The sequence below is a fragment of the Paenibacillus sp. J31R30 genome (assembly GCF_059692115.1).
In genome coordinates this window covers 84,992-110,636 of record NZ_JCAUAV010000017.1, presented here as the reverse complement: position 1 = coordinate 110,636, position 25,645 = coordinate 84,992, and the positions used below count along the sequence as shown (strand labels likewise).

At 36.8% G+C, this 25,645-nt stretch carries 12 protein-coding genes; 1 reads left to right on the top strand and 11 read right to left on the bottom strand.

The window, feature by feature from the left end; translation table 11 throughout:
- Positions 1–111 precede the first annotated feature (111 nt).
- From AC58QO_RS30820 to AC58QO_RS30780, 9 genes are all read right to left on the bottom strand, one after another.
- Positions 112–2,574, bottom strand: coding sequence for a phospholipase D-like domain-containing protein (locus AC58QO_RS30820; RefSeq protein WP_497272353.1), 2,463 nt, complete (start codon positions 2,572–2,574; stop codon positions 112–114).
- Positions 2,571–4,193: a hypothetical protein gene (locus AC58QO_RS30815; RefSeq protein ID WP_497272352.1), complete on the bottom strand. Its 1,623-nt coding sequence runs from the start codon at positions 4,191–4,193 to the stop codon at positions 2,571–2,573. The genes AC58QO_RS30820 and AC58QO_RS30815 overlap by 4 nt, the downstream gene beginning before the upstream one ends.
- Positions 4,194–4,210: 17 nt before the next feature.
- Complete coding sequence (locus AC58QO_RS30810) at positions 4,211–7,588, bottom strand: AAA domain-containing protein (RefSeq protein WP_497272350.1); 3,378 nt, start codon at positions 7,586–7,588, stop codon at positions 4,211–4,213.
- An 880-nt stretch (positions 7,589–8,468) separates the two neighbouring features.
- Positions 8,469–9,251: a hypothetical protein gene (locus AC58QO_RS30805; RefSeq protein ID WP_497272348.1), complete on the bottom strand. Its 783-nt coding sequence runs from the start codon at positions 9,249–9,251 to the stop codon at positions 8,469–8,471.
- 1,207 nt (positions 9,252–10,458) lie between these two features.
- Positions 10,459–13,467, bottom strand: a complete 3,009-nt coding sequence (locus tag AC58QO_RS30800; RefSeq protein ID WP_497272346.1) for a restriction endonuclease — start codon at positions 13,465–13,467, stop codon at positions 10,459–10,461.
- A gap of 14 nt (positions 13,468–13,481) precedes the next feature.
- Positions 13,482–15,317, bottom strand: coding sequence for a site-specific DNA-methyltransferase (locus AC58QO_RS30795; protein ID WP_497272344.1), 1,836 nt, complete (start codon positions 15,315–15,317; stop codon positions 13,482–13,484).
- Positions 15,318–15,324: 7 nt separating this feature from the next.
- Positions 15,325–16,134, bottom strand: coding sequence for a PD-(D/E)XK nuclease family protein (locus AC58QO_RS30790; protein ID WP_497272342.1), 810 nt, complete (start codon positions 16,132–16,134; stop codon positions 15,325–15,327).
- Complete coding sequence (locus AC58QO_RS30785; protein ID WP_497272340.1) at positions 16,124–18,706, bottom strand: ATP-dependent helicase; 2,583 nt, start codon at positions 18,704–18,706, stop codon at positions 16,124–16,126. The genes AC58QO_RS30790 and AC58QO_RS30785 overlap by 11 nt, the downstream gene beginning before the upstream one ends.
- A 97-nt stretch (positions 18,707–18,803) precedes the next feature.
- Complete coding sequence (locus AC58QO_RS30780) at positions 18,804–19,124, bottom strand: zinc-ribbon domain-containing protein (protein WP_497272339.1); 321 nt, start codon at positions 19,122–19,124, stop codon at positions 18,804–18,806.
- Between the two features lie 185 nt (positions 19,125–19,309).
- Here AC58QO_RS30780 and AC58QO_RS30775 point away from each other — a divergent pair, with 185 nt between their 5' ends.
- The gene (locus AC58QO_RS30775) at positions 19,310–20,470 is read left to right on the top strand and encodes a sigma-70 family RNA polymerase sigma factor (RefSeq protein WP_497272337.1); all 1,161 of its coding nucleotides are present in this window, start codon (positions 19,310–19,312) and stop codon (positions 20,468–20,470) included.
- Between the two features lie 126 nt (positions 20,471–20,596).
- On the opposite strand, the gene AC58QO_RS30770 is transcribed toward AC58QO_RS30775, so the two are convergent.
- Positions 20,597–22,264 carry a hypothetical protein gene (locus AC58QO_RS30770; RefSeq protein ID WP_497272335.1) on the bottom strand — a complete coding sequence of 556 codons (1,668 nt, stop codon included), beginning with the start codon at positions 22,262–22,264 and terminating at the stop codon, positions 20,597–20,599.
- Between the two features lie 122 nt (positions 22,265–22,386).
- Positions 22,387–25,641, bottom strand: coding sequence for a DEAD/DEAH box helicase (locus AC58QO_RS30765; protein ID WP_497272333.1), 3,255 nt, complete (start codon positions 25,639–25,641; stop codon positions 22,387–22,389).
- Positions 25,642–25,645: the final 4 nt, after the last annotated feature.

The window sequence follows — 25,645 nt, the reverse complement described above, 5'->3', positions numbered from 1 at the left end:
GGTTTCCTCGCTTTAATAAAGCACATAATTTCTATACTTGATAAAAACATGCAAGAACCGCGGGATTGATTGTCACCAAACGGTCCTTGCATGTTTTCGATACGTTTTTTATTAGCTTATCTTTAACAGCAACTCAGCACCGAGCCGGACTGCTTCCTTTTCACCAAGTTCCAACTCATTCTGAGTTCGTATTGCTAATTGCCGAGTAGTACCAACGCGGTAAAGTTCTCCTGTTAAAGGTAACACCTCGGTTGGAAAACGAATTGTAACGGATACTGGAAATGGAAGTTTTAAATCTTTTCTAAGTGGCGTGTAGTGAAATTCATCACCCAACTTTTCAAGCTTCTTCTGATTTTGAACCAATTCGTTTTCAAACTTCTTTTTCTCTCGATCAAGTTGGTCTAGTTGCTTAATCAATTCGTTCTTACCACTTGCATTCTTCTTTATCGTTTCTTGCATTTTCTTTTCAAGTTCCTGCCGCTCTTTAATCGATCCTTCATATTTCTCTACTACGTGTTGCATACCTTCATGTTGTGTCATTCGTAGATCCTGGTGGGTCCCAAGCTGCTTCATGCAATACTTCATCATTTCTTTAGCATCAGAAATTTTATTGCTTTCCGTTATCTCGTTATAAATATGAGCTTTATCTATTTTCTCCAGTTCACTTGAAAGATAAGGACCAACCTTACCAGTAAAGTGTTTCTTTTTATCATTCTTACTAAGATTATTAAACTTATTAATTTCTGTATTTAGATATGCACATAGTTCTAATACTTTTTTATCTGCTTTGACAGCTGATAAAAACTCTTCATGCTCGGTTTCCATGTGTAAAATGCTCTCATTGACTTCTTGAAGTTGCGCTGCCAGCTCCTCGTATTTCTCCGTTAATTCGGGAGACATTTGATCCTTCTCCTCTGAAATAATAGCTTTTTTGCTTTCAATCTGCATAATCTCCCAATCAACTCGCTGTTGATCGGACTCCAATTCTTTCCGTTCTTTCGTCCATGTATCCTTCTTCTCTTGAAGCTCTATTTGCTCATGCAATTCCATCTGCTCTTCCTTTAACTGAGCAATATATTCATCCATTTTTTCTAATAACGTTGGCGCAGTCTGCCAGTCAAAAGAGCCGTTTTCAATTGATATAGTAGTACTTTCAAGTTCCTTGATGGTCCGCTCTAAATCATTACGAGTATCCCGATTAAAAAATACACCGAGCAATGATTTTAATAAAGTACGCTTCTCGTTAGCAACTGATCTCGCATATTCCAGTACATCTTGCACCCGTTTCTTAAATGCACCTTTTTCCTTCTCCCATAAATCGTACAATGGATCCTTTTTTGCTTTGGCATCTAATACCCTTGGAGCTAGTTTCCAGCGATGAACAATTGTTCTTGCAAGTGTTCCATCCTCTTTGAACTTTGGTTTTACAGAGCCCTCGAAATAGCTACGTAAGTTTTCTGTTTCCAAAACTCCATGTTCAATCATTTCTAAATCCTTAATTTGAGTAAGGTTAATGTTATTCTCATAAGTTTCGAACATTATTTCATTCGACTTCAATTCTCCTAAAGTAACTTGTTTATTAAAGGTCCACATACGCCCTTGCAACGATTTCAACCTCGATTGAAAATTCTGAAGTTCAAGGCTACTAAGCATAATTCCAGTTTCCTGCTGATCTTGATTTGCCCCACTGAGCAATAGCCCTTCACGGTCATCGGCTAATAAAAAGAAGTTAGTTAACCCCTCGAGCGAATGTATCCTAAAGTTGCTGTTAGGCGGTAGTTCTTTCAGAAAGCGATGATCGTGCTTTAAATCAGTGTATAGACTTACATCAATACCTAATTGAGATTTTTTTTCTAATATATCCATGAACTCTTCGCTGATTCCAAAATGGGACAAGCCTATTTGAATGTGAGAAGTTGCTGACCTTGCAAGTTCCATAGCCTTGTTAGTAAGGTATTGTGTGTTCCAATTGTTATAAAAGTATCCCCTAGGTTGAATTAGTGGATAAACGTCGAATGGCGCTCGAGACTCAACAGCAGGTAATCGTTTACGACCTCTCTGCTCCTCCGTTGAACCCCAAAATCTCCAGACGAAGTAATGAAATGCCTCCTTTAACTGTTCCCCATTCAATGATACAAAAAAGTTACTTCCGTTAGCATTCGATTCCAAACAGTTATATCCGAAGAAATAACCCTTCTTAGTTTCAAGCGCTTTTTGTGGGTCTATTAAAATTTGAAATCCTGTTACCTGATTATCAATCCGGACAATAGCTTTATCGGCTGTAAATTCTGCGAGTGTATCATCTGGCGTACCCAAGAGTAGATACAACCTTATTCCCTTCAATGCAAGCTTCGGTATTTCCTGTATGAGTACTTTTGGCAACGATGAACTACTACTTATACAAATAAACGATGTAGCTTGTCTCACGAGGCTCAGAATAGTATCAAGTAATGGCATCGTGTTGTCGGATGAAACGGAAGTTGATTCTCTCTGCCAAACCTCTTGAAGCACCAAACTGAGGTTTGTTTGATTTTCTTCAAAAATCTTCATTGGGACTGCACCCGAAGTTGTCATAAGTATTGCACCTCTTCTACCAAGCTTAGTCTCTCGTTCAATTTCTCAGGAAATATTTCAGGTAAAATCTCCATGAAAGTAATATCATTCCAAGTGCCTAGCGTATGGATATCTGCATCTTGCATTCTGTCATATCGGCACTGGTCGAGCTCAGCAGTCATTTTATACCTGTGCCAGATCCCATTCGAGCGAAAGGCAAAATATCTGTCGTGCGGTTGGACACTACCTGTATATACATGGTCGTACGTTTCCACTTCCACAGACCTATCCCGAATCGTTACAGACTCTTTAGTGACCAGCAAGACCTTACGCACGCCGTATTCATGGAAAGCCTGAAGAAAGAGCTCAAACTTCTTAATTTGCGCTTGATTTTTCACGAACTTTGAAGAAAATACGAGTACATCTGGTTGTTCACTGCCTACGATCTGATTCACTAACCCCAACATGGATAATTGCTGACCAACCGCAAGATCAATTTGTCTTTGTCTCACTACAAAACGGTCATCGATATCGACGAACAAATCAATAGGAGTTTGCAAGTTCCAGTATGCCTGCTGGTGATTTGATTCTCTTAAATCACAGATCATTTCATCCGGTGTCAACGAATCGATGACATACCGATAGTTACGAAATGCATTTTTACCCTTCAACTCTTCCAGGTATAACAATAATTCTCTTTCACTTTTGTAGCCTCTACCCAAAAACTTGGCGACAAGTAGCATGAGCCACTTTCTCGCATCGGATGAATTTTTCGGAGCGATCGGTACGGCTTGCAACTCTGAAGCTTCGAATTCTCCTAGTCCTATAAAGTTAGTAAGGGCGGGTACTTTTAATGAAGTATTTAAATTGACATAATCTTGGTCTGGCAAATTGTACATGGGAACTTCTAGACATTCCGTAGCTGGATTCCAAGACATTTCGGATCGCTTCACTAATTCGATGATGTTCTGTAAGAAACGCTTCATGTCGAAGCCTTCTAACACATCAGCCATATACGTATCCGATCTGAAAGGTTGTACTCCCCCGCTCTTTAGCTCACCAGTAATCGAAAATTGTGAGATGTTAGTGCGACTCATATCAATATCCCAGCGGAGTCGGCAGGTGCCCTTTTCTTCTGATAAATTTGCAAAGGTTTGATTTCCATCGAATTGCTTGACTTTAAACGCTTTATTATCAATTAGTGAAACATAATTGTTGCCAGTAAACCGCAATTCCTCCATCACTACCGTATTCGATGTTGGCCTTTTTCTTCCACTTCTCTCAAAGTGAATGACGCGATCTTGAAGAATAGGATCCTCCATAAAGTACAGAGTGAACAGACCTCTCTCCTCTACGGGGACGAGTCCGGTTTCAACAACCTCTCGTCCTTTACCTGAGATAGAGCCATTTGGTTTTAGCATTCCTATTGCCTTTAAATGCTCGATAATTCCCTTCACAACCGTAACGGGAACTTCATCACCTATCACTTTGTGCAGATCTTGTTCCCGGGCCATTCCGCCTTGGTCTTTAATATACAAAAGAAGCTCGACCATATCTGGTCGATTGCGTGTCATTGATTCGATCGTTAATACAGCTTCGAACGCCTTAATACCACTTTTTCGTTGAAGAATAATACGCATGAATATCAGCACGCTCCTTATTGATTTGTCATGTGGATTGAATCTCTGGCAAGAAGCTTTAACTGCTCCGATTGGTCACTAGTTAAAAAGTAATTGTACTTACCAACGATAACTCGCTGGTATCTAGCTCTAGTTATAGCCACATTAAGTCTGTTTGGATTATCCATGAATCCCATACCTCTTTCCGTACGTACCATGGACACAAAAGTAAGGTCTGCTTCCTGACCTTGAAACTTGTCAACCGTATAATTCTTTATATCAACGTTACCAATACTAAACCTAGCTAGCTTTTTTTCACCTTTTGCAACTAGCTTATTTAATGCATCGGCAATCAATTCTCTCTGTTTGTTGTAAAAGGACAGACATGCCACTTCCCAACGTCCAGTTTCGTTTTGGTCATTCTGATTTATGTTCGCCCACTCTATGAAACGACGAAGTTCCCTTATCAACGCTGCAACCTCTGCTTCATTACTAGACTTCTTCATTCTTCCATTAACATCCAACCACATATTACGGGCTGGATAGCGATCATAGGTCCATTCGCGCTGCTTTAGAGTATGGCTTGAATTTTGCAGTGCAAAGTCTTGGTAAAACTGTTTACGTGGAAATTTAGAAATATCAGGATGCATTCTATGCTGGTAATCTAATGTTACAAATCGATTGCTTTTCTCCTCTGGATCAAAACCAGAGTTCAATGTTGTAATAAACGATTCATCCCTATTTTTGCCTACTCCCTCCTGAAGTGCTTGGAGAATTGAAGGCAGGGCCACATCCCTAACCACCTCAATATCCCTAAGAGACTGAGGACTAGCGGTTTTGGGTGATAAGAGCTCGAGCTGTCGTCTGTAGCTTACTTTTGCATTTGAGTTCTCAACATTCTCAAGTTCAAATATCCGAACCATACGCCAACCGTACTCGGAGGCCCATGTCTTTTCCTTGAAAAACCTTTTTTGTTCTATAATAAAGTCAATTGGTAGCTTGTCCCGGTGTCGATCTTCTTTCCAAGTAAATTTCAACATGTTATGGAGATCGATTGGGTGTTGCTGATAAAAAGCATTCACCTGATAGTGTTGACTGCTATGCTCCCAATTCTCCTTAATTACAACCATATGATTGGGAATAAAAGGTTCCATTTGTTCGAATAGCTTTTCGTTAACAAACAACACATTCACACCATTTAGAGCCCAAATCACAGTATCTCTTGCTCGAATCTGCTCGTCTGAAATAGTTAAGAACGAAGGTGACGATGTTGTAACATCCGTGTCGACGACAGCGACAGCTTTCTTGATTTCGTCACGTCTTGTAGACGTGAGCTCAAGACGAATCGCATTGATTACTTCTTTGGATTCAACAATGCAAACCGGCATTCGAACCTTGTAATTATGAATGTATTGATAGATGAGCAGACATGCCTTCTTTAGAGATGGATTCAGCTTACTATTATCGTCTATACCCGCGATAACTTGTTCACGCTCGTTATACGGAGGTAGCTGCTTAATATCCCCGACTAGAATCCATTTTTTCGCAAACATTGCAGGTATAAGGAATTCCTGAAAAGTGGTTTTACTGGATTCATCGATGATCAAATAGTCGTATATCGGATTCGCCGGCTGATCCCCAGTTAACTGGAAAGATGGATGTTGAAGGATTCCTACTGTTGTTGCACAAACCAGATTAGCTGATTCAACTAGCAAGTCAAAGTATTTATGACCTACGTATTTATCCAAACAAAATTCCACAATGTCTTCGCTGACCGAGTCCTGTTTGCCAATACGTAAAGGAAAGATCCCTTCCATAAGACCACCGACCTTCAACCTCTCGAGCACATTATCAATGGCAACATGAGTGGATCCGCATAACATGATTCGCTTGCCTCGTCTAACTAGTTGCACAATCAACTCTAGGATTGTTGTTGTTTTTCCTGAACCAGGAGGACCTTCGAGCAACGCAAAATCAGGAGTAGCTAATGCTTTTCTTACGAATTCACGTTGTGCAATGACCCCGTCCCGAGAAGCATCGTCCAAAACATACCACCTCTGTATTTCCTCCTGTGCAAAAGTAGGCCAAAGCCGATGAGATGTCTTTTTCTGCGAGAGCTTAACAAGAGGTAAATGTTCAATTAAAGGTACATTCTTTAATCGTTGAACAGCTCTTTTCTGTTTGTCCAACTGACTTGTGTTGACTTTAATAGATAAGATTTCTGGAATATCTTTATATTCAAACTTTTGCTTATAATTTTCTCCAGTAACGTAAAGGATTCTTTCATCCGCATTGGAATTCTTAATAAGAATTCTAACTCGCTTATCTCCGATGACACCTTCTAGTGTCTCTGTATCCTGGTCAAAAAAATAATCGATCGGGGATTTCGAGAAGAAATCTTCTTCCTCTGTTTCATCTTTCAGTCTAATTGCTAATTGCCCGCCGCGTTGCTTACCTGACACTCGTTCCTTATTTTGAGTGATACGGAACAGTGGGAATTTTATATCGGGGTGTTCATAAATAAATCCTTCCGCCAGTGCAACAGTATTTCCCAATGTGGTGTATTGGTCACCTTTCTTCTCAATCCTTAAGCTCTCTCCAACAATCTCAATCGAATGCGGAACTGGAATTTCTTTGATTGTGTAGCTTACTTGAACTCCGTTGTTAAATAGAGCTTTCGGCGTCGGAAATCCTCGAGCGACAAAATACTTATTACCATGTACTTCCTTTAAGGGAATGGATTCGCCAATCTCGTTCTTGTAAACCTTTCCGCCACCATTTAAGATTTTCCAAATATTCTGTTCGATAAAAAAACCGTTAATTGATAGATCTAGATCTTCATCCAGATCCCCCTCGATCGTGAATTGATAACAACCTCGTGTATGCTGATAGCTCTTACTTATTATTTCAAGAGACTTCCCATTTTGAAGCAAGTTGGAGATTTCAAATTCAGAAATCGAAGCAATACTACCATCTCTTGTTGTAGCAAGCTTCTCTCCGTTATACAATGATGAGTCATGGATTTTCAATAGATAACGTGAATGGCTTAACGGAATACATTCAAATTGGTGTTCATGAAGATTACTCCAGTTTTGATCTAATCGGAGCCCATGGGAATAATCGAACGGTATATCGTTTTGAAGATTCAATTCAAGATAATTTTCCTCCATAAAGACTTCAATTGTTGAAGAGGCGCGAATTGTGATCTCATAGGCTAACGGATCGAAGTGAAGCGCCACGGGATCTTCAACTTTTTCCCATGATGCAGTTATTTGTTCTTTCTCTCGCATTGCTTTGATGGCCAATTCCAAATAACGATCAAATTTAGTCAAATTGTCATAAACAGCTCCAACCATGTTATTGGCAATACGAATTTCGCCATACATAGCACTGTAAAATAAATTACGGCTATTCACGTTACCATCTCCTATACGTTTCCATACGGACAAACAAGTTAATTAAAATAGTTACTTTTACAATAAAATCATTCTACTCACCTAGTTCAAAAGAACTAATAATCACGCTGTAATATATTCTACACATAACGACAAAAACCTTCTCTTTTAACTAATAAAGGGAGATAAGTCACAATTTCCAAAATCCTTTCAAATAAAAAACAGATATCCGATAAACGAATATCTGTTTTGAAATACTGAATTGATTATTAACGCTTTCATGCTAGGCTCAACCAATGGACAGCGGGCGTTCAAAGTCTCTTGTATATTCCTGCACTTCTCCCTACGGAGTTTCAAAGATGTGCCCAATCAACACTTGAAGAGTAGACTGATCCTTTCAGAATAGGGGATCAGACGAAATTACTTTTAATGCTATGCTTATTACGCAAGTTAATGAATGCAATTAGATGTCGTAATGAGTAATATCTTACTTATAAAAATCACCTGACAAGTAATGTCAGGTGATTTTTATTGGAGGTTCCATGATAAGTTACAGGAATGAAATTTTCTCCGATTGACCTTCAATGATATATAAAAGCATCTCACATTTAATACGATTAGATTTTTCAGATGATAATATTTGAGTAATAAGTTTTAACTCTTCTTTAGCAATCTTAGTTGTACGATAATCATTCATAAAATAAATTCCCCATATATAATCATTAAGTATATCCATTGCAGAAACATATTCTAAGCCCTAGCTTTGCTTTTTATATATTGTGTCACAATCCAGAGAGTACGCATCAATACTAGTAAATGTAGATGAAAGTATTCTGGATTCTATCAAACTAGTACTAACTCCTATTAACTGTATTTCCACTTACATAATTACATTATCATTTCAATCAATTCGTAATCCAATTGTGTATTTAGGATCAATTGATTCGAGTGTACTGTTGAAGTACTCTTTCTGCCATAAATATTTAGCTTGAACCCCTGTTTCGAACTCCTCAAGTGGTCTTGTCAATTTAATAAGATCAAATTCATTTAACTTATTAACTATTGATTCTCGAGCTATTCTTAAAAGTTCAAGATACTCTCTGTTAGTATTTACTTCTTCCCATTGAGACAGATAATCAATGAATTTATGATCATCCTCATCTATTATAAATAGCTTTGCTATTTGTTCTGCCTCATCTTGTGGTGAATGAAACCCATTATTAATTGCAATACTCAACGCACTATTTCCAATAAGAATACGAGGATACTTAGCTACTTTACTTTCCAAATGGTACGCTTCAATCATTGCTGGACCAAATACAATGTTATCGTCGTGGACGAGTAAACCGGCTGCTATACCACCACGTAGTAATATTCCAATTGCTAACAATTCAATTTGAAGATGTATAACATCAAGAAATAGAAAAAAGCCTGCCGATACCTCAGAAGATGGATATGATATTACAATCGAGTCTGAGAAAACTGTAATTTCTTTACCCAGCTCTTTCATATTTAGAAGTTCACCATCATTTTCTGCTTTCCTCTCAGCAATATGATTTAATGCAATCTTTATTTTTTTAAAATGCTCAATATCTATTACTGTTCGCTCTACATGATCCTTAAATCCTAAAATATCAATAAATGCAACTATTCGATCCTCATATTGTTCTACATTTATGCTCATTTTTCCGCTCCTTTAATTGGTGTAGTTAGTTATTCAGTTGAATTCTATTATTATCCATATATCCTAACAAATAATTAATAGATTCTCAAATGGGTAACCACGAAAAAATAATAGTCTACTAATTATTACCACTTATTTTCAATTCAATCCTGTGTTCTTGAACTTGAACATAGTGTCGGTTATGCCGGCACTTTACCCTGGAATTTGCAGCGATATGTCCATCATAAAGCTCGACACGCTCCAGCCTCTTGCAACAATAACAGTTCAGCTCATTTAAGAAAATAAAAGAAAATAAAAGAAAATAAAAGAAAATAAAATAAAAGAAAATAAAAGAAAAGAAAATAAAAGAAAAGAAAATAAAAGAAAAGCAACCTCACTGTGGGAGGCATGGAACGATTTGTGAAGATCACTTTTAATCGAGAAACCTTCTAATTAATTCAAACAGCATATACATCTCCTATGAACAGTCTTAATGTGAATATGCTGCCGTTCGAAGATAAACCTCAGCTACTCACATCTGTAGCTGCAGAAGCTACTCGGACATTCTGATCCCAAAACGAATGTTATTTAAACGCATCTCCGGAATATATGAGATGGATGAAGCAATTGATGTTGTTGACAAATAAACCTATCGCCGAATCTAACCGGCTCTTCCGCTCCACCCCATTGATCTCAAAATCCTCGCTGTTTCTCGAACAATAATACTTCATGTTAATCTATTGATATGGCGCCCAGCCAATATATCACATGGCAAATTGTCAATTTCTTAGTAAAAGATAATTCCAATTCCATACTCATAATCATAGACAAAAGGCCAGTCTGCTGAAGCAATTCCCTTGCAGCTTTTTGATTAATTTTTGTAATTTTTGCGTTTACTTTATTGAACCACTGGACAGAAGATAAAAAGTTTCAACTTGTACTGTATGCGGGCAGGCTTTTGGTTCACCTCCCGCCGCGGCAAAAAAAGCCTTGATTTAAAAGGTTTTTTTACATTTTAGCACGGTTACGTTTGGGATGCTTCAACTAAAGCAGATTTTAGATATTTGTTTCCATTTTTGTCCTTGAACAATACGTGTTCAACATCGGATTTTTCATTGAATATTTTTTAGTAACGTACATCCAAATACTTCTTGAACCTAATTGCTCGGTTATTTAGTTACTTTTATAAAAAAAGAAGAAGGGCACCTGCCCTTCTTCTTTTTTTATACTATCTATTCAAATTCAAGCTCATCTGAATCCTCTGTTCATCATACCAGTCATAACTCTTATCAGTTACGACTTTATAACCAATACCTAACTTGTTAAAATATTTCTCTGCACAAAGGATTTTCCGCTTTTCTTTCGGAAAGCGGAGTTCATCTAAATTCAACCCGCCCTTCGTTTCACGAACCAATTCCAATTTAAGAGATCCATCTCGGTAATTGCGGATAATTCCCCAATCAGGATTATAGTTTCCAATAATCTTTGGAAGCTGTATCTTAAATTTTGGCGGAAATTTGAAGTAAAGAACGGTATTTTCTTTTTCGGCATCTGTTATAACTAGATTTTTTACAAATCCTCGTTCTACATCAGAGTCAACTTGAACCTTGTCATATAGACCAGCACTCCCTGCCTCAACAAGTTCACGTTGTGGTTGTTTGAGTACATCTGGGAAAAGCTCATCCAAATCATATACGTCTTTATCGTCTACAAATTCAAAATCAATATTCTCTACTACATGATCACTCAAAATAATGCGTACCTGAGCTAAGAATTCAGAGATCCAGCCCTCTGGATTATAAAAGATCTTCTCTTTTTGATCATTTCTCATTCGTTTAAAAATTTCAATGATAGTTATCTTTGTAAGGTTAGTCTCATTTGCAACTCTTTTAATAAAATCTGGAATTGGATAAGCCGTTTTATCAGAGGACTCAATTATTTTTTGTGCTTTTACGGCCATCTCCGCCTTAAACGAATGCGGTTCCAATTTTTTAATAACTACCTCATTATCGAATTTGACATATGGTTCACCATATTGTTGATCAATACGGAGAATTTTGAACCCCCTCAGTCGCTCATTCCTAGTCAGTTTCATTAGGTCGTCTTTTTCTTCGACTAAATAAACATTATCCTGACTATTACCTTGTGTATCTTCCATTTTTATACGGAGTTTAGCCCGCGTCCCATCTACATTGTCAAGGGAAATCCTATAATCAGCCAGTACAAAGCGTCCTTTACTAATTTCAATCAATGGATTTGGAAACTTTGTATTGTTTAACTTTTCAACACACTGTTCAATTAATTTCTCGGTATCAATTGTAAGTGAATATTGCATACGTCTATTAAGTTTTTTCCAAAAATCCTTAAACTCTTGTGAAGAAAAGAGACGATCATTACGTTTCGACTTTCCTTGCTCAGGTTTTTTTGGTTTGGGCGGAGCATCAGTACCGTCTTCAATATACTCGTCTTGAAGTTTCGTAACGAAGGATTCATAGCTTTCATTTGCGACAACCGTTAGTACGTTGACATCATGATTTTCTGCTCGTTTGCCTTCTTGATCGACAGCTAGCCGCAATCCCCGTCCAATTTCTTGTCGCTTCTTTGCGACAGAGCTTGTTTGGTTCAGTGTACATATTACAAAAACATTCGGATTATCCCAACCCTCTTTAAGTGCTGAATGAGCAAATATAAAACTTACTGGTTCATCGAAAGAAAGTAACTGTTCCTTGTCTTTCATAATTAGCTCGAATGCTTGCTTTTCCATGTCTCTCTGTTTTTGGTTACTTCCATCAGTATCCACTGCATCTTCTTCAGATGAATCAGCTTTTGGTTTTGCAAAATAACCTTCACGAACAAGATTTGCAGGTAAATGTTTATAATCGTTATAGCGGTGCTTTAATCTTTCGAAACTTTCATCAAACAATCGTTTAATTAGCCCATCTTCTGAGGTATAATTCTTTACTCTGTCAATAAAAAACAACGATAAAACCTTGATACCCTGGGGCTTTAGTTCAGCCTGTCTCTCTAAATGCACTGAGATTGTTCGTTCAATTTGAGCTCGAAATATAGCTTCTTTTGAAAGAATAGAATCGACTACAGATAATTCCACTCCATTCTCAAACACAATTACCTGTTCTTCCTCTTTTTTACCGAAGCGAATAGCCTCTACCTTGAACCCTTCATAATCAGGATTTTTTGTTTTCCCAAACAGATCATCATTATTTTTTAATACTATTTCCTTTTCGACTAATGTCCCACTCTCTAAAACCATTGCCTTCAATTTTGCTGTTATTGGATTTCTCGTTACTTCATTCAATCTTAAAACTTTTTCATTGAAATTACCAAGCTCGGAAACCCCAATGACTTCAATTTGTTTCACCAGATTATTTCGGAAAGCTTCCATCGGTGTCAAGCGATAAACCAAATTTGGAGTGTGTCTGTGCGTTGCAGAATATCGTAAAACAAAGAGTGGTTTAAGAGTTCTAATTGCTTCCTTTGATTTTTCTGATTCATAATTCTGTGCTTCATCAAGAATGACAATCGGGCGAATGGCTTGAACATACTGATACGGCTTCCATTCCCCAGGAAGTTTCTCCGTATGCTTATAAAAGTTATTCGATGCTTTGTTGAAAGCATCGATTGTCATGATCATTACCGTCAAATCAGTATTAGAGGCAAAAGAATGCACTTCATTTAAGCGACTACTGTCATATGGAATTACTGATATTTCTCGATTATTATACAATTGTCTAAAATGTTTCCTAGTAATCTCAAGAGTTTTTAATACTCCCTGATATATTGCGACACTTGGAACCACAATAATAAACTTGTTGAACCCGTACTTTTCTCGCAACTCATGTATAGTCCGAATATAAACATAAGTTTTTCCAGTTCCTGTCTCCATTTCAACAGTAAAATGGGGAACACGAACAGAATCAATTCCTGTATTTTCAAGAACCATTCCATCATCAATGTAAATATCCTCGATAATCTCCAATTCACTACCACGTTTTTTTTCGTTATTTCGTTGTTGTACAAGATGGAGATTGTCTTGTAATAGAAATTCGTCCAAAGATTCATCTGCAGAATAGTTTGATACAACATCCTCAACTGTACCTGACATTAACTCTTTTTGTTCCTGGTAATGTATGCCTTCAAAGAGATCTACAACACTAGCAATGGAATCAAGTTGATAATTCTGATTCGGGTCGAATTTAAAAGTTAGCTTTTTACTCAAATTACTCCCCCTCATCAGATTGTTTTCACTTTCATTGTTTCACTTAATAAAATCTTCTCTTGATTAGATAGTGCTTCATCCAAACATATGAACACATCATCCTGATATTTAACCTTTATTCGTGAAACCACTGTTGAAAATAGCTGTTCGTTGAGACAAATAACCATTTTGAATGGTATTTCTTCATGCTCCAAAACCCATAAACTATTATTATCCATTTGTTCTTGTTCAATTTTACTATCCAATGGGAATCCTTGATGCAGCATAAGTTCAATAACAATATTTTTCTCTGTATATCCTTCTGCAAAGTGAGAGGCTGAGAACAAATCTAAACTTGATTGCAATTGTTCGATGCTCTGCCCAGTGTATTGACTCCACTTTTTTATATTCGATTTAGCAAGTTTATAGACAGTAAATCCTAGATCAAAGTTTTCCCTTTTGTTTTCAGAAATGTTTAGTGATGAAATACATCTTCTTATTCGCTCTTTAGAAACCTCCGCTATGTTTGCAAACGACTCATTCTTGATTACTTCGGGTAACTGAACCAAAATATATTTCAAATTTATATCATCTTCTTTATTTACCTCAAGAACAGCATGTGCAGTCGTCCCAGAACCTGCAAAGAAGTCCATAACAATGTCATTTTTCGAGCTTGTTCCCTGTCTAATCAGTTCCTTCAAAAGCGCTGTTGGCTTCGGAAATGACATTACTTTTTCACCGAATAACTCACTTATTTCTCTTGTTCCATCACTTGTAAAACCTAAATCTTTCAAAAGAGATGAAAAACCAGTGTGACTATTTTCATTATCCTTCAAGAACCTTTTTTGCCGTGGTCTACCCGATGGGTCTTTAGGAAACAAAATTTCATTATTTGCGATCATTCTTTGAATTGTTTCTTTGGACTTTGACCAGCCCCTACCAGGATGTGGTGGGTACGCTAAATTAGTAAAAGGATCAACAATATCATAATGAAGATTTGGTCTTTCGTTTTTATCCGCCAAACCAGTCAAGTTTTCACTTGCCCACGGTCCTCTTGGATCATTATCGGGGTTCTTATATTTTGTTAAATCAATTTCTTTACCCTTTAGTTTTGACTTGTCAGATCTTCCATAAACTAATATATACTCGTGATCAGTAGATGCCATATTTATATTTCTATTGTCCGCATTTTGTCTTCTGTGCCAAACAAGTGTACTAATGTGATTTCCATTGAAAGTTTCATCAAGTAATAGTTTGAGATTGGTATACTCGTTGTCGTCGATACTGACAAATATTAAGCCGTCGTCCATCAAAAATTCCTTAGCAAGTTTAAGACGGGGATATATCATGTTTAACCAATTTGCATGAAAACGACCATGTGACTTGGGGTTACTTGTCAATAAACCTTCTTCATCTGCTTGCCCACTCTTCACCAAATATTTATCAACAGGTTCCTTAAAATCATCTTTATAAATCAAGTCACTTCCAGTATTATATGGAGGATCGATATATATCATCTTAACTCTTCTTTTATAACTTTCCTTTAAGATACGCAATACTTCTAGATTGTCCCCTTCAACAAATACATTCTTTGTATTAGACTCATCAACACCTTCACCTACGGCAATATTTAAAGTCCCTTCTGGAGGAGAAAATGCAAGTTTACGTGCTTCCCTCTTTCCAACCCAACGAAGTCCAAAGCTTTCTTCTTCATTATCTTCTAACATATATTCGTCTATGCCGGATATCTCTTCTTTTAAGACCGTAAAGTTTATTCTGCCATCAGTAAATGCTTCTGGGAACAAATCTCTAAGCTTTAGGATCCGATCCGCATCAATTCTGGATAACCGTTCGATCTTTTCAATAGTCATTGCTTTTTTACTCCTCTTCCTGTGATAAGTTCGCATCCAAAATCTCTATTCTCTCATGCTCAGAACCATAATCGTCATAATACGACATAAACTCGCTTTTTGCACGAGTAGACGTAAAGGCATATTGCTTGTATGATTCGCATGAGAAACGAACATCGCAGTTGCGACAAACGTGAACAGCGAATGTCTTATTGTCTCGGATTGTTGTTGTTAGTTTCTCATACGGTGATGGTCTGAATGTATTTTCTTCGATCTTATCGACAATCTCACCAAATGACAGAATACAGTCCATTACCTTGTTTTGATCGATTTCTATTTGAACTTCAGGTTCCCATTCATTTAATACTCTTTCAACTCTGCTGAAATCTCTCGATTGAAAAGCACGTCTTATTTCTTCAGTCTGACCCGTCGCAACAATTGAAGTACCATCTAGCTCTTGCCCACGGATCGTCTGCCAAATATGTGCATAAATATTTAACTGACCAGTGTAATCAGTTTTATTATGTCTTACGTAGTCAACGTCATGTGTCTTGATATCGTAAAGGATAGTACCATCAACTTCCTTCACTACATCAACAACCCCCTGAATTGTATACTTCCGTCCGCAAGGGGTTTCTTGTAATGGAAGGGTCAGCTTAACCTCTGTCTCTGAAACGTTTTCAGCTAAACTTTTCATTTTTTTCCAATACAGCTTAACTTGCTCTAATGCTAATTTCTTTACAAATGGAGCTAAAGAGTGCCCCCCTTCCAGCTTCAATAATTCATAGTTTTCCTCAAAGATTTCCTCAATATAGTGTAACATCTCATCATCTTTCACTAATAGGTTCTCCTCTTGAAGAAATAATTTTATTATGAAGATCCTCAATGGTCTTATGGACCAAGTTGCCAAATAACATTGTCTGACTACGAGATGGTACAAAATCATACTTTTTAAATGCCATATAGTTTCTTGGACATTTCAAATAAAGAAGATAATCTGATGTATAGGAATATACTTTCGGAATGTCCTCAATTTTTATTGAGACAGAAGGCAATGATGAATATGGAACTTCAGGTATCGTTTTATACTGTTTCTCTATGAATAATTGCTTAAACACTGCATGCGTTTTTATCCCTCTACCTCTCGGATTAGCTAGTATAAGCATTTTTTCAGCTCGTGAGAGGGCAACATAAAACAGTCTCATTGAGTCAAATTCAGGAACTCGATGTAGCGGCTCAGAATCACCTGTTACAACCTTCCTAATAATTTCCTCATTTTTTGGTATATTATTTCTTTTCTCTAATGACCCTACAATAACATATGGAAATTCAAGACCTTTCGATTGATGGATCGTCAAAAAAGGAATACGTCCTTTAGGAAACGGGGTTTCATCATTTTCGTATTCTGATTCTCCCAAACGATATAGCCCATACACATACCTTCCAAAGAAATTAGCCAGTAAGCCACCATCAATTAGAACAGCACCAGTTATCATTGATCTACCTTGTTCCAAAAAACGGGCCAGATATTCAGACAACATGGACAAGTTACAGATAGGTCCTTCATCCGTTCCATCCTCGGCAAGCTTAAACATATTCGAAAAATATGAAAATCCACATATTCGATAAAAAAGGTCAAGAATTGTCCAGTCCAGAGAAGTTGAACGATTAAGAACGTACTGTAAGGTGAAAGGTTTCCCCTCTCTTCTCTTCTCGACTACAATTTTATCTAACGTAGAAGATCCAAGACCCTTTTTTGCTTTCTGAGAAAGTCCTGTTATATTCATTAAATCCCTTTTATGTTCACTTGGCTCATACGACTCCTTTAGTGTCCATCCCTTTTTATCCACTGCTTCTAGAAGTCGAATGTAATCTTCCCTACATTCACTAAGCTCTTCTTTTTTCATTTCTACAAATCGAGTAAGCCGCTCGTCATTCTCCATAAGCTCTCTTGAATAACTCATCGAGGTGTCAAGCCAATCATGATAATCACTATAGGCTCCACTATACTCTTCACGTTTAGGTTTACCAAAAATGCTTAGGAAGACACCAAACATGGATCTAGCTTCATCTACTTCCAAGAAGCGTCCAGCACGAGGTGCATATACTTTTAGTCCCTCTTTTTCAAGGGCATGCTTCATTGTTCGAGCCTTTGTATTTTCTTTTAAAGCTGGAAATAGAAACGCTATTTGATTGGGATCGGATACTTTTTTTCCATCAATCAGTGTCTTTACAAATTCCGCTATTTCCTTCGCAACCGCCTCATATGTGTTTGGCGTGGAAGTAACAACTGCTACATCTTCTTCTTGATTGTTAGGCTGAATATCTTTGTTATGTAAGCGGTAATAACCTGTTCCATCTTTACGACTCCAATCAATCTCGTCGATAAAGCTTGTATAGGTGTTCACGATTTGTTTCTTGGAACGGTAATTTATATTAAGCTTAATCTCTTTTGGACTTACTCCTAAATACATATTACATCGCTGTGGAAACTGTACAAAGTTCTCTACTGTAGCACCACGAAACCTGTAAAGAGCTTGATCATCATCGCCCACTATGCAGAGATTTTTATATCCTTTTGATAAACGAAAAATCAATTGTTCTTGTATCTTATTGGTATCCTGATATTCATCAATGATAATGTGTTCAAATAGTTTCGTTACATGATCACTCTGCATCAAAGTTTGCAACGCTTTTTGTTGAAGCAATGAAAAATCCACTTGAGTTCTTCCGAATAAGTAATCTTTGTACCAACCATATAATATAGAAATTTTATTTAGTGTATAATCCTGCAAAATTATTGCTCTATTTTTTATTTCATCTGCAGAGAGATTTTCTTCAGAAAAGCGATTAAAAATACCAATTAATGATTGAGCAGAAGTATGCCTGGAACTCGAACGAGCTTCGAAATAACTTTTTAGTTCAGATCGAAAGTCATCTTCTTCAATATGTAGAAGTTCTTGGATTTTACCCCAGAAGCTTGAAGAATTGATTAGAAAATATTGCTCTAATTCGTCTAATAATACAGGTATTTTGACCCTTGATCGATCTGCTACGAAACGTCTATCAGTAATAATTCTTTGGCAAAGTGAATGAAGTGTACCAACATACATCTTGGATAAATCATATGGTTTTCCCGTATTATTCGTAACAGTCCCTAAAATGGACTGAAGACCATCTTGTAGTTGTTTAGCAGCTTTTTCCGTAAAGGTCGATAAGAATATCTTTTCAGGTTGAACTCCTTGAAAAACCAGCATGTTCACTACTCGCCATAATAATACTCTCGTTTTTCCAGAACCTGGTCCTGCCATTAGAAAAAGGGGACCATTAAGTGATTGAATTGCCTCTCGTTGTCCATTATTTGGAGTAAATCCATGAATATCAAATAACTCTCCTATTGTGAGATTCATTGTGAATCCCCTTTCAATGTTTAGTAGTTCTTTTAACCTAAATTCTTAACGACCATCTACATATACTGTAACACAGCTTAGACTTGATTTCCTTGATTTATACTTGGGAGTCTTTACCTCCTCTAAGCCAGTGGTACGTTTTATTACTCCTTACGGAGGCGTCTATCTTATCTATTATTGTTTTAGCCTGCCTAGAACAATAGGGACACCATGATCCTTTTGAAAGAACATCATTGGGGCGAGCTTCCCAAATATGTCCATATTGACATTGCCATCGTAATTTTACTTTATTACCAATATATACTTCAGATAGGCAAATTCCATTTTTAGACTTTGCCAAATCCGTATCCTCCAATGTGTCGTGAAGTAGGCCAGCTATAATGACTTCCTCATTACATTTAGCCTCAAGTAATATCATTCCAACGCCATAAGGATGGCTAATAAGGGATCTCGGTACCTTTTCTTAGCTGATGCCGATGTGCTTGAGCCCCATCCCTTTTTTACATCAGAAATTTGTTGAATGTATGTTAAGTTTAAAACGAGTAACATATTAATGGAATAAGACGTTTACTTAAAACAAGGGAAGTAGGGGATCATCCAACCATGCTCCTTCCACAACATGCTGCTATCTCGAAACTTCAACAATTTGAATTACATTTCCAAAATAGAGGAAGTTTTCATCTAGATGAAGCCCATCAATATATTGAAAAAATATTTGAAACTACTACAGGTATAGAAATAGTACGAGAATTTCTTATTTTAAAAGGGTACGCATTCACTGAAGAACCTACACACATACATAATGAAAATCATGATACTTTGCATGTTGAGCAAAATAAAGCAATTATTAATGAGATTGATCATGATAATATAGAAGATCTGCTAAAAATGGAACTAGTACTCCAACGTCCAGAAGATCAATTTCTTGCCAATTGCTATTTTTCAAATGATTATCACTTAACGGATTATCATCAGAATGCGAATACTGAATCATTGTATCAATTAGTCGAAAACAATATGAAGCTCGTAAAAAAACTTGTTTTCCGGTATAAAAATTACATGAGTCACAACTTAAGCTTTGATGATTTGGTTTCTGAAGGTAAAATAGGACTGATAAAAGCAATACATAGGTTCGATCTCTCTGTCGGAGTTCAATTTTCAACGTATGCTACATGGTGGATACGTCAAAGCATCCTGTTAGCAATAATTAATACTGGAACGATCATTCGAATTCCTAGAGATGTATTAAGGGATATCATGAAACTAAAAAGAATAGAAGAAAGTCAAGCTATTACCTCAAATACGGATTTTGCCATCGACACTATTTGCAACATAATGGGTATTAGCTATGAGAAATATGTTAAACTCAAGCAGGCTGAGCACCATTTTCTTCATTTAACGTTTCTAAATTCCTCATTTTCTGAGCAAGAACAAGAAGCTGAGATACTAGACTATATTAGTATTGGCAAGTTTAACATCCTATCGTCTACAGGTGGTCCATTTTCCGATCCAGCGTTGATAATAGAAAATAATGATATCAAAGACAGACTTATGAAATTATTGGGAGTTCTTAATGAAAGAGATCGAGCAATAATAATATATCGTTTTGGGTTAGACGGTGATGTAATAATCAATCAGTCGGAGTTAGCACAAAAATTTAATATTTCTCAATCATATATCTCTCGAATTGAACGTAAATTATTGACAAAAATAATTAAAAAATTAACTCCTCTGGAAGATTGGTTTTTAAATGAAAACTGCTAAATGAAATCGATACCATTTAGGGTGTAATTTGTTAAATTGCCACAATTTAAGTATTTCGAGTAAAAAATAACCCTCCTAAGAAAGTGTATCTTAGAAGGGTCCGTACCCTTACGCATGAGATTTAAGCTAAAAAGTAGGCCATGTAAAATTATTCATATAATACTTCTCTTTTAGTTTCTTTAAATCATGCTCCCACTCTGTAATGGCGTGAGAAAACTTTTCTCTCCCTCCTACTTGTGCCTTTCTCAGTCGGACATTTGTTGCAATTGTATTAACGATCTCTTTTAGAGACATTTGAGGGACTGCTTTTTTCTCTAAAATATCCCATCTTGTTTTTCTATTAGAACCAGTTATCCTATAACCAAGTTTATACAAAGGGGTTTCTTCTTTAAAATTACCCTCATTTAAATGATTGCCTCCTTTTGACTCGAGTGCTTCAGTACTTGGCCAAAAAAATGCCTTATTGGAGGTCTTACTAACTAGTTCTTCTTTTCGGTCTACCTTTGGTTTAGATGGATAATCTTCATGATATAACGTAGTTTTAATATGATGAGGTTTAATCGATCGTCCGATTATTGATATCTCATTACCTGACAAATAAACACTATTGCAAGAAGCGCAAAACGGCACCTCTCTTGCCCTGTACCCTAAGGCTTCTTGTAATTTTTTTCTATACAAAGGGAGGTTTACATCTCTTTTTAGCAGTATGTTTAAGCATTTGGGACAATGTGTTCTGGAATTCTTTGTTTGTATGATGTTTTTTACAATTGGTAACCCTTCGAGATAAGTGATCTCTTTTTCCTTAGCAAGGGCAACCGTTTGTTGAATCTTTTCATCATATAATTGGAAAAGGTTTTCTTTCTCATGAACATTAAATAATGTGATCCTACTTTTCCAAACTTGTATATTATCTTTAGTAGCCGACGTATAAGATTTCGGATTTTTTTGTACATATTTCCATGCATGATAGAGCTGCGCTTCTGGTTCTGTCGATGTCAAATAGTTGGCGCTCAAAGGAAAGCTCACCACTATTCTTTGCTCCATTCCTACAGAAAAAGCGTACCAAAATAGTCTATAAAATAACTTCGACTGGTTTTCAAATAAAATGAATTTTTCAGCACTCCCACATATAGCATCTAAAATTCTTGAAACTTCCACCTCTCTTTTATAAATAAATGACAATTTAGCGTATTCAAGCAAACATTCCGCATTTTGGAATTCCAGTATATTTTGATAAATAAGTTCTGAGTGATTAATTAAGTAATTGATAATTTTTTGATTAAAGCCTTTATCTTTTATTCGGTATAGTAATTTAAATGTTAGAGAAGACCAAGCTGCAACTTCATCTAATTTCTGTTCAAGATGTACTGTATCTAAAATTTCTTGGAGTTTGTCCTCTTCCTTATTGCTTATGGATAATAAATGCGTACTAAAAGAAAGGACGCTTATACAAACATCTGCTAATGCTCTATCTTGTTTTTTGATATAGTGCAATAATGCTCCCAGGACTTGCAAGGTACTACTATCCTTATCGCTTTTAATTAAGTTATTCAGTATTGATTTCAATGAATCCGGAGCTACTTGATCAGGTAGTATTGCCACTAAGTTTTTATCTTCTTCCGAGGCATAGGCACGAGCTTCGTGTTGCCCTAATTGCAGTCGTAACTGAACAATTTCCTTTTTAAGTTGATCATTTTCCTTACGAGTATCCTTAAGCTCACAATGAATCGAATCCATAAAAGAAGACAATTGCTGAAGTTGCTGATTAAATTTTTCAAAAATCGGCTCTTCCAAACGCTATACCTCCTCTAAACTGGCTTAGATAAAGAAGCTGCACGTTGGCAGCTTCCCTCAACCGATTTTTTCCTTCTAACTCATGTGCACTTGATAATTTTTCAACGAGTTTATACTATTTGCTAACTTCTCTTTCTCGCCACTAATCTCTGCGTAACTTCCTCAGGAACTTGACCGAGGAAGTAATCCTCAATTAGTTCCCAGAACATTGAAGTATCCGCTTCTTTTTCAAATAAGTAGCGAAGCATTTCTACCGACATCTCATGTCTCATCTGTACGTTGCTTAAAATAGTATTCTGGTATGCAGCCGGTTGATTGACAGTACGTTCAAGCACAGCACGTGAGTTCACACGAATGTATATCTCAGGACACTCTCCACCATTGATTTGGTACAGCAGCAGCCCCATTGCTTCCATCATTCCAAGGTATAAGAATCGCTTTTCCTGATTCTGGCCATAAACCTTAGGATCATAAACCTCAAATACAGTTGAACTCAACTGACGCCCTGGATTCTCCTTAAATAGATTCGTAGTCTCTCGAGTAAGCCATTCAAGAAAACCTGCATACCCTGTGTTTAAAAAATGATAAGCATTTCGACTCTCATCAAATTTCAGAAAACGATTATAAAAGTTATTCGCTTTTCGCATGATACGGTCGAATGTATACATCGAGTTAAGAATAATATCTGCTAACATCTCTGCTTGATATTTTGAAGTTACTCCTCTTACCTCTAGTAAATCACCCGCAACTTCGGAAACGTTAAAATACTCACGACTTTTAGCATAACGTCCCATGATTGAACCAATCCTTTCAATCCAAAGGCGTGTTTCAGATACAAATGCAGTTTCACTTGGCTGCTTTAGCGTTACTATAATCTGCATGACAGGTGTAAGATTTCCTTTAAACGGTAACTTGACCTTGTCTTCTGAACTATAGAAATGGTATTTAAACTCTGGAAAAGATAGATTCGGGTATTTATCTTGCCAAATACTCTTCATGTCACAGGAAATAATTGAACGACTTGTTTTATCATTACCAATCTCACTGACTAAATTGAAATACTTACTCCAAGTAGGGAACACAAGTCCCATAGATTCTTTAGACACTAGCATGTATTCCTTAGCAAATAGACTTCTAGGTCTTGCCACTATCGGAGAATAGGTGAGTTTGGACAGGAAATCTTTCTCAATGATCAACAATGCTGTTTTAATTTTATTGTCAATATCGTCTTGCTGGTCACTACTTCCACCATTTTGGAATATATATCGAAACTCATCTGCACTTATTAATAAGTTTCGAATATTGGAACCTCGGTTTTGTTCGAGTATGGATAGTATCTTTCGGATAACTTCGATTAATTGGTTTTTTCTAATCGTTGAAATTCCATGAAGACGCTGAACATGAACAAAATCCTTTGGAAGAAAATCGAAGTAAGCATATCCTGTCGGTAAATCACGTGCCGCGCGGCCGATCTCTTGAACAAAATCACAGACATTTCCCGTTGGAGCATAATGGTATACATTCTCTATATCTGGGATATCTATTCCCATACCAAAAGCCTTAGTAGCAAGCATCACTAACGAGTCATTCCGCTTATATCTAAGGTAATTCTCTTGCTTTTGTTCCTTCTCAAGCGGTCCATAATATATAGCAAGTTTTCCACGCACTTCATCATTTCCATAAAGTTGAACAAACTGTTTAAAGTCTAATATTGATTTTACAGTAGGAAAATAAACTAGCGTCTTCTTCCGCTGATTGACAAACCTCTCAAGTCTGCGCATCAATATCGTGTTCTTCTCAGTTAAATATTCTTTAAATTTCTTATCCTCATTGATCTTCTTCTTGATCCTTATTTCCAAATTATCACGACGGACATAGCCAAAATAACAAATCGGTGTAATCATATTTAGACTATTTCGGGTTTCTTCATACATATCCTCAAGACCACCATAAATAGCTGTCGCAGTAAAGGTCGCGATCGGAAAGTTTAAGGATTGACGGAGTTTGGTTAAATATGTGCCGAGGTACCAATAATCGGATCGGAAAGCTTTGCCCCAAGTAGTAACGATGTGTGCTTCATCGATAACGAATAACCCAACTCTCCTTTCACCAATTAACTGTGCAATATCTGACCTACTCAATAAAGTTTCAGGTGAAATATAAAGTATAGATACTTTACCCTCTTTGATACGTTCGCGTATTTCCATTCTTTCAACGGGAGTAATGTTAGAGTTTATAGTTGCACTTATCCCAACATTTCGCGAAACTAAACCTTGAACTTGATCTGTCATAAGTCCAATAAGAGGTGAGATAACAATTGTCATAAGTTGGTGCTTTTCCGCTAAATAAATAGCTGGAATTTGGAACATAACAGATTTCCCGGCACCTGTTGGAGATGTAATAAATAAGTCCTTGTAATCCTTACCCTCTTTAGCCTTAAGCGACTCTTGAACAATATCATTAATAATTTGGCCTTGGGAAATATTCACTGTAGATTTATCTCTGCTGCGACTATGAATGTTACGATACATGCGTAGTGAGCGAAAACTTGAATGACCCCAGTATTTTTTTAAAATCGACTGATATGCTGATTCATTTTGAATAGGTTTCTCTACTGTTTCCTTTAAAGCGATTACAAATTTATACCTATTTTGAAGAACGATTTGAAGTGTGCATAGCCGCTCCTTATAATGATGTGGAGCAAGGTTAAGTTCTCCGGACAAAGCAATCATTATTTTCTTATCACTGATAAACCCCATCATTAATTGAGCCTGCAGTTGGAGAAAGTCATCTTCAGTATCGGATAATTCAAGGTGAATATTTGCGGTATCCGTTACAACCTCACTTGGTAATGAGATTGTTGTAGGATAATATGGGGTTGCCTCTTTGATTGTTTCAGCATATGTAACATAATGCTGCCCACCAATCATACGGATATTTCCATAGAATCGACTTAATATCGCAACCTGTTCATTTCCATTATCGTCTACTTCCGTTTCATCAATGCCAACTAACTCAATAACGTGAGGATCGGTATCAAAAGAATATAAAGAAGGGAAAGTACGATCATATAAGTTATTACTTAAGACGTGGACTGTGAAGTACAGTGGTAATAACTCTTCACCGACTGCGATCATCTCCTCACGTGTACACCAAAGCCAATCCAGACCAGATGGTGCCTGAAATAATTGTGGAATCAGCTCTGCCTTCCGTGTTGAAAGGTTTTCTAACGAACCTTTTACTGGGAAATCAAAAAGTTTATTGGCTTGAAGTGGAGTCAAAAATTGCTCATTAAATCCTTGAAACACAATCAATACAGGCTTCTTACTCTGATTAGGTTGAAATTCAAAAAGATGTTTTTGTAAAAGCTCGTTCATTGTA

Coding starts and splice junctions, on each gene's coding strand:
- AC58QO_RS30815 (WP_497272352.1), bottom strand. CDS start 4,193: ATGCGTATTATTCTTCAACGAAAAAGTGGTATTAAGGCGTTCGAAGCT.
- AC58QO_RS30820 (WP_497272353.1), bottom strand. CDS start 2,574: ATGACAACTTCGGGTGCAGTCCCAATGAAGATTTTTGAAGAAAATCAA.
- AC58QO_RS30780 (WP_497272339.1), bottom strand. CDS start 19,124: ATGATATTACTTGAGGCTAAATGTAATGAGGAAGTCATTATAGCTGGC.
- AC58QO_RS30765 (WP_497272333.1), bottom strand. CDS start 25,641: ATGAACGAGCTTTTACAAAAACATCTTTTTGAATTTCAACCTAATCAG.
- AC58QO_RS30805 (WP_497272348.1), bottom strand. CDS start 9,251: ATGAGCATAAATGTAGAACAATATGAGGATCGAATAGTTGCATTTATT.
- AC58QO_RS30785 (WP_497272340.1), bottom strand. CDS start 18,706: ATGAATCTCACAATAGGAGAGTTATTTGATATTCATGGATTTACTCCA.
- AC58QO_RS30795 (WP_497272344.1), bottom strand. CDS start 15,317: ATGACTATTGAAAAGATCGAACGGTTATCCAGAATTGATGCGGATCGG.
- AC58QO_RS30775 (WP_497272337.1), top strand. CDS start 19,310: ATGCTCCTTCCACAACATGCTGCTATCTCGAAACTTCAACAATTTGAA.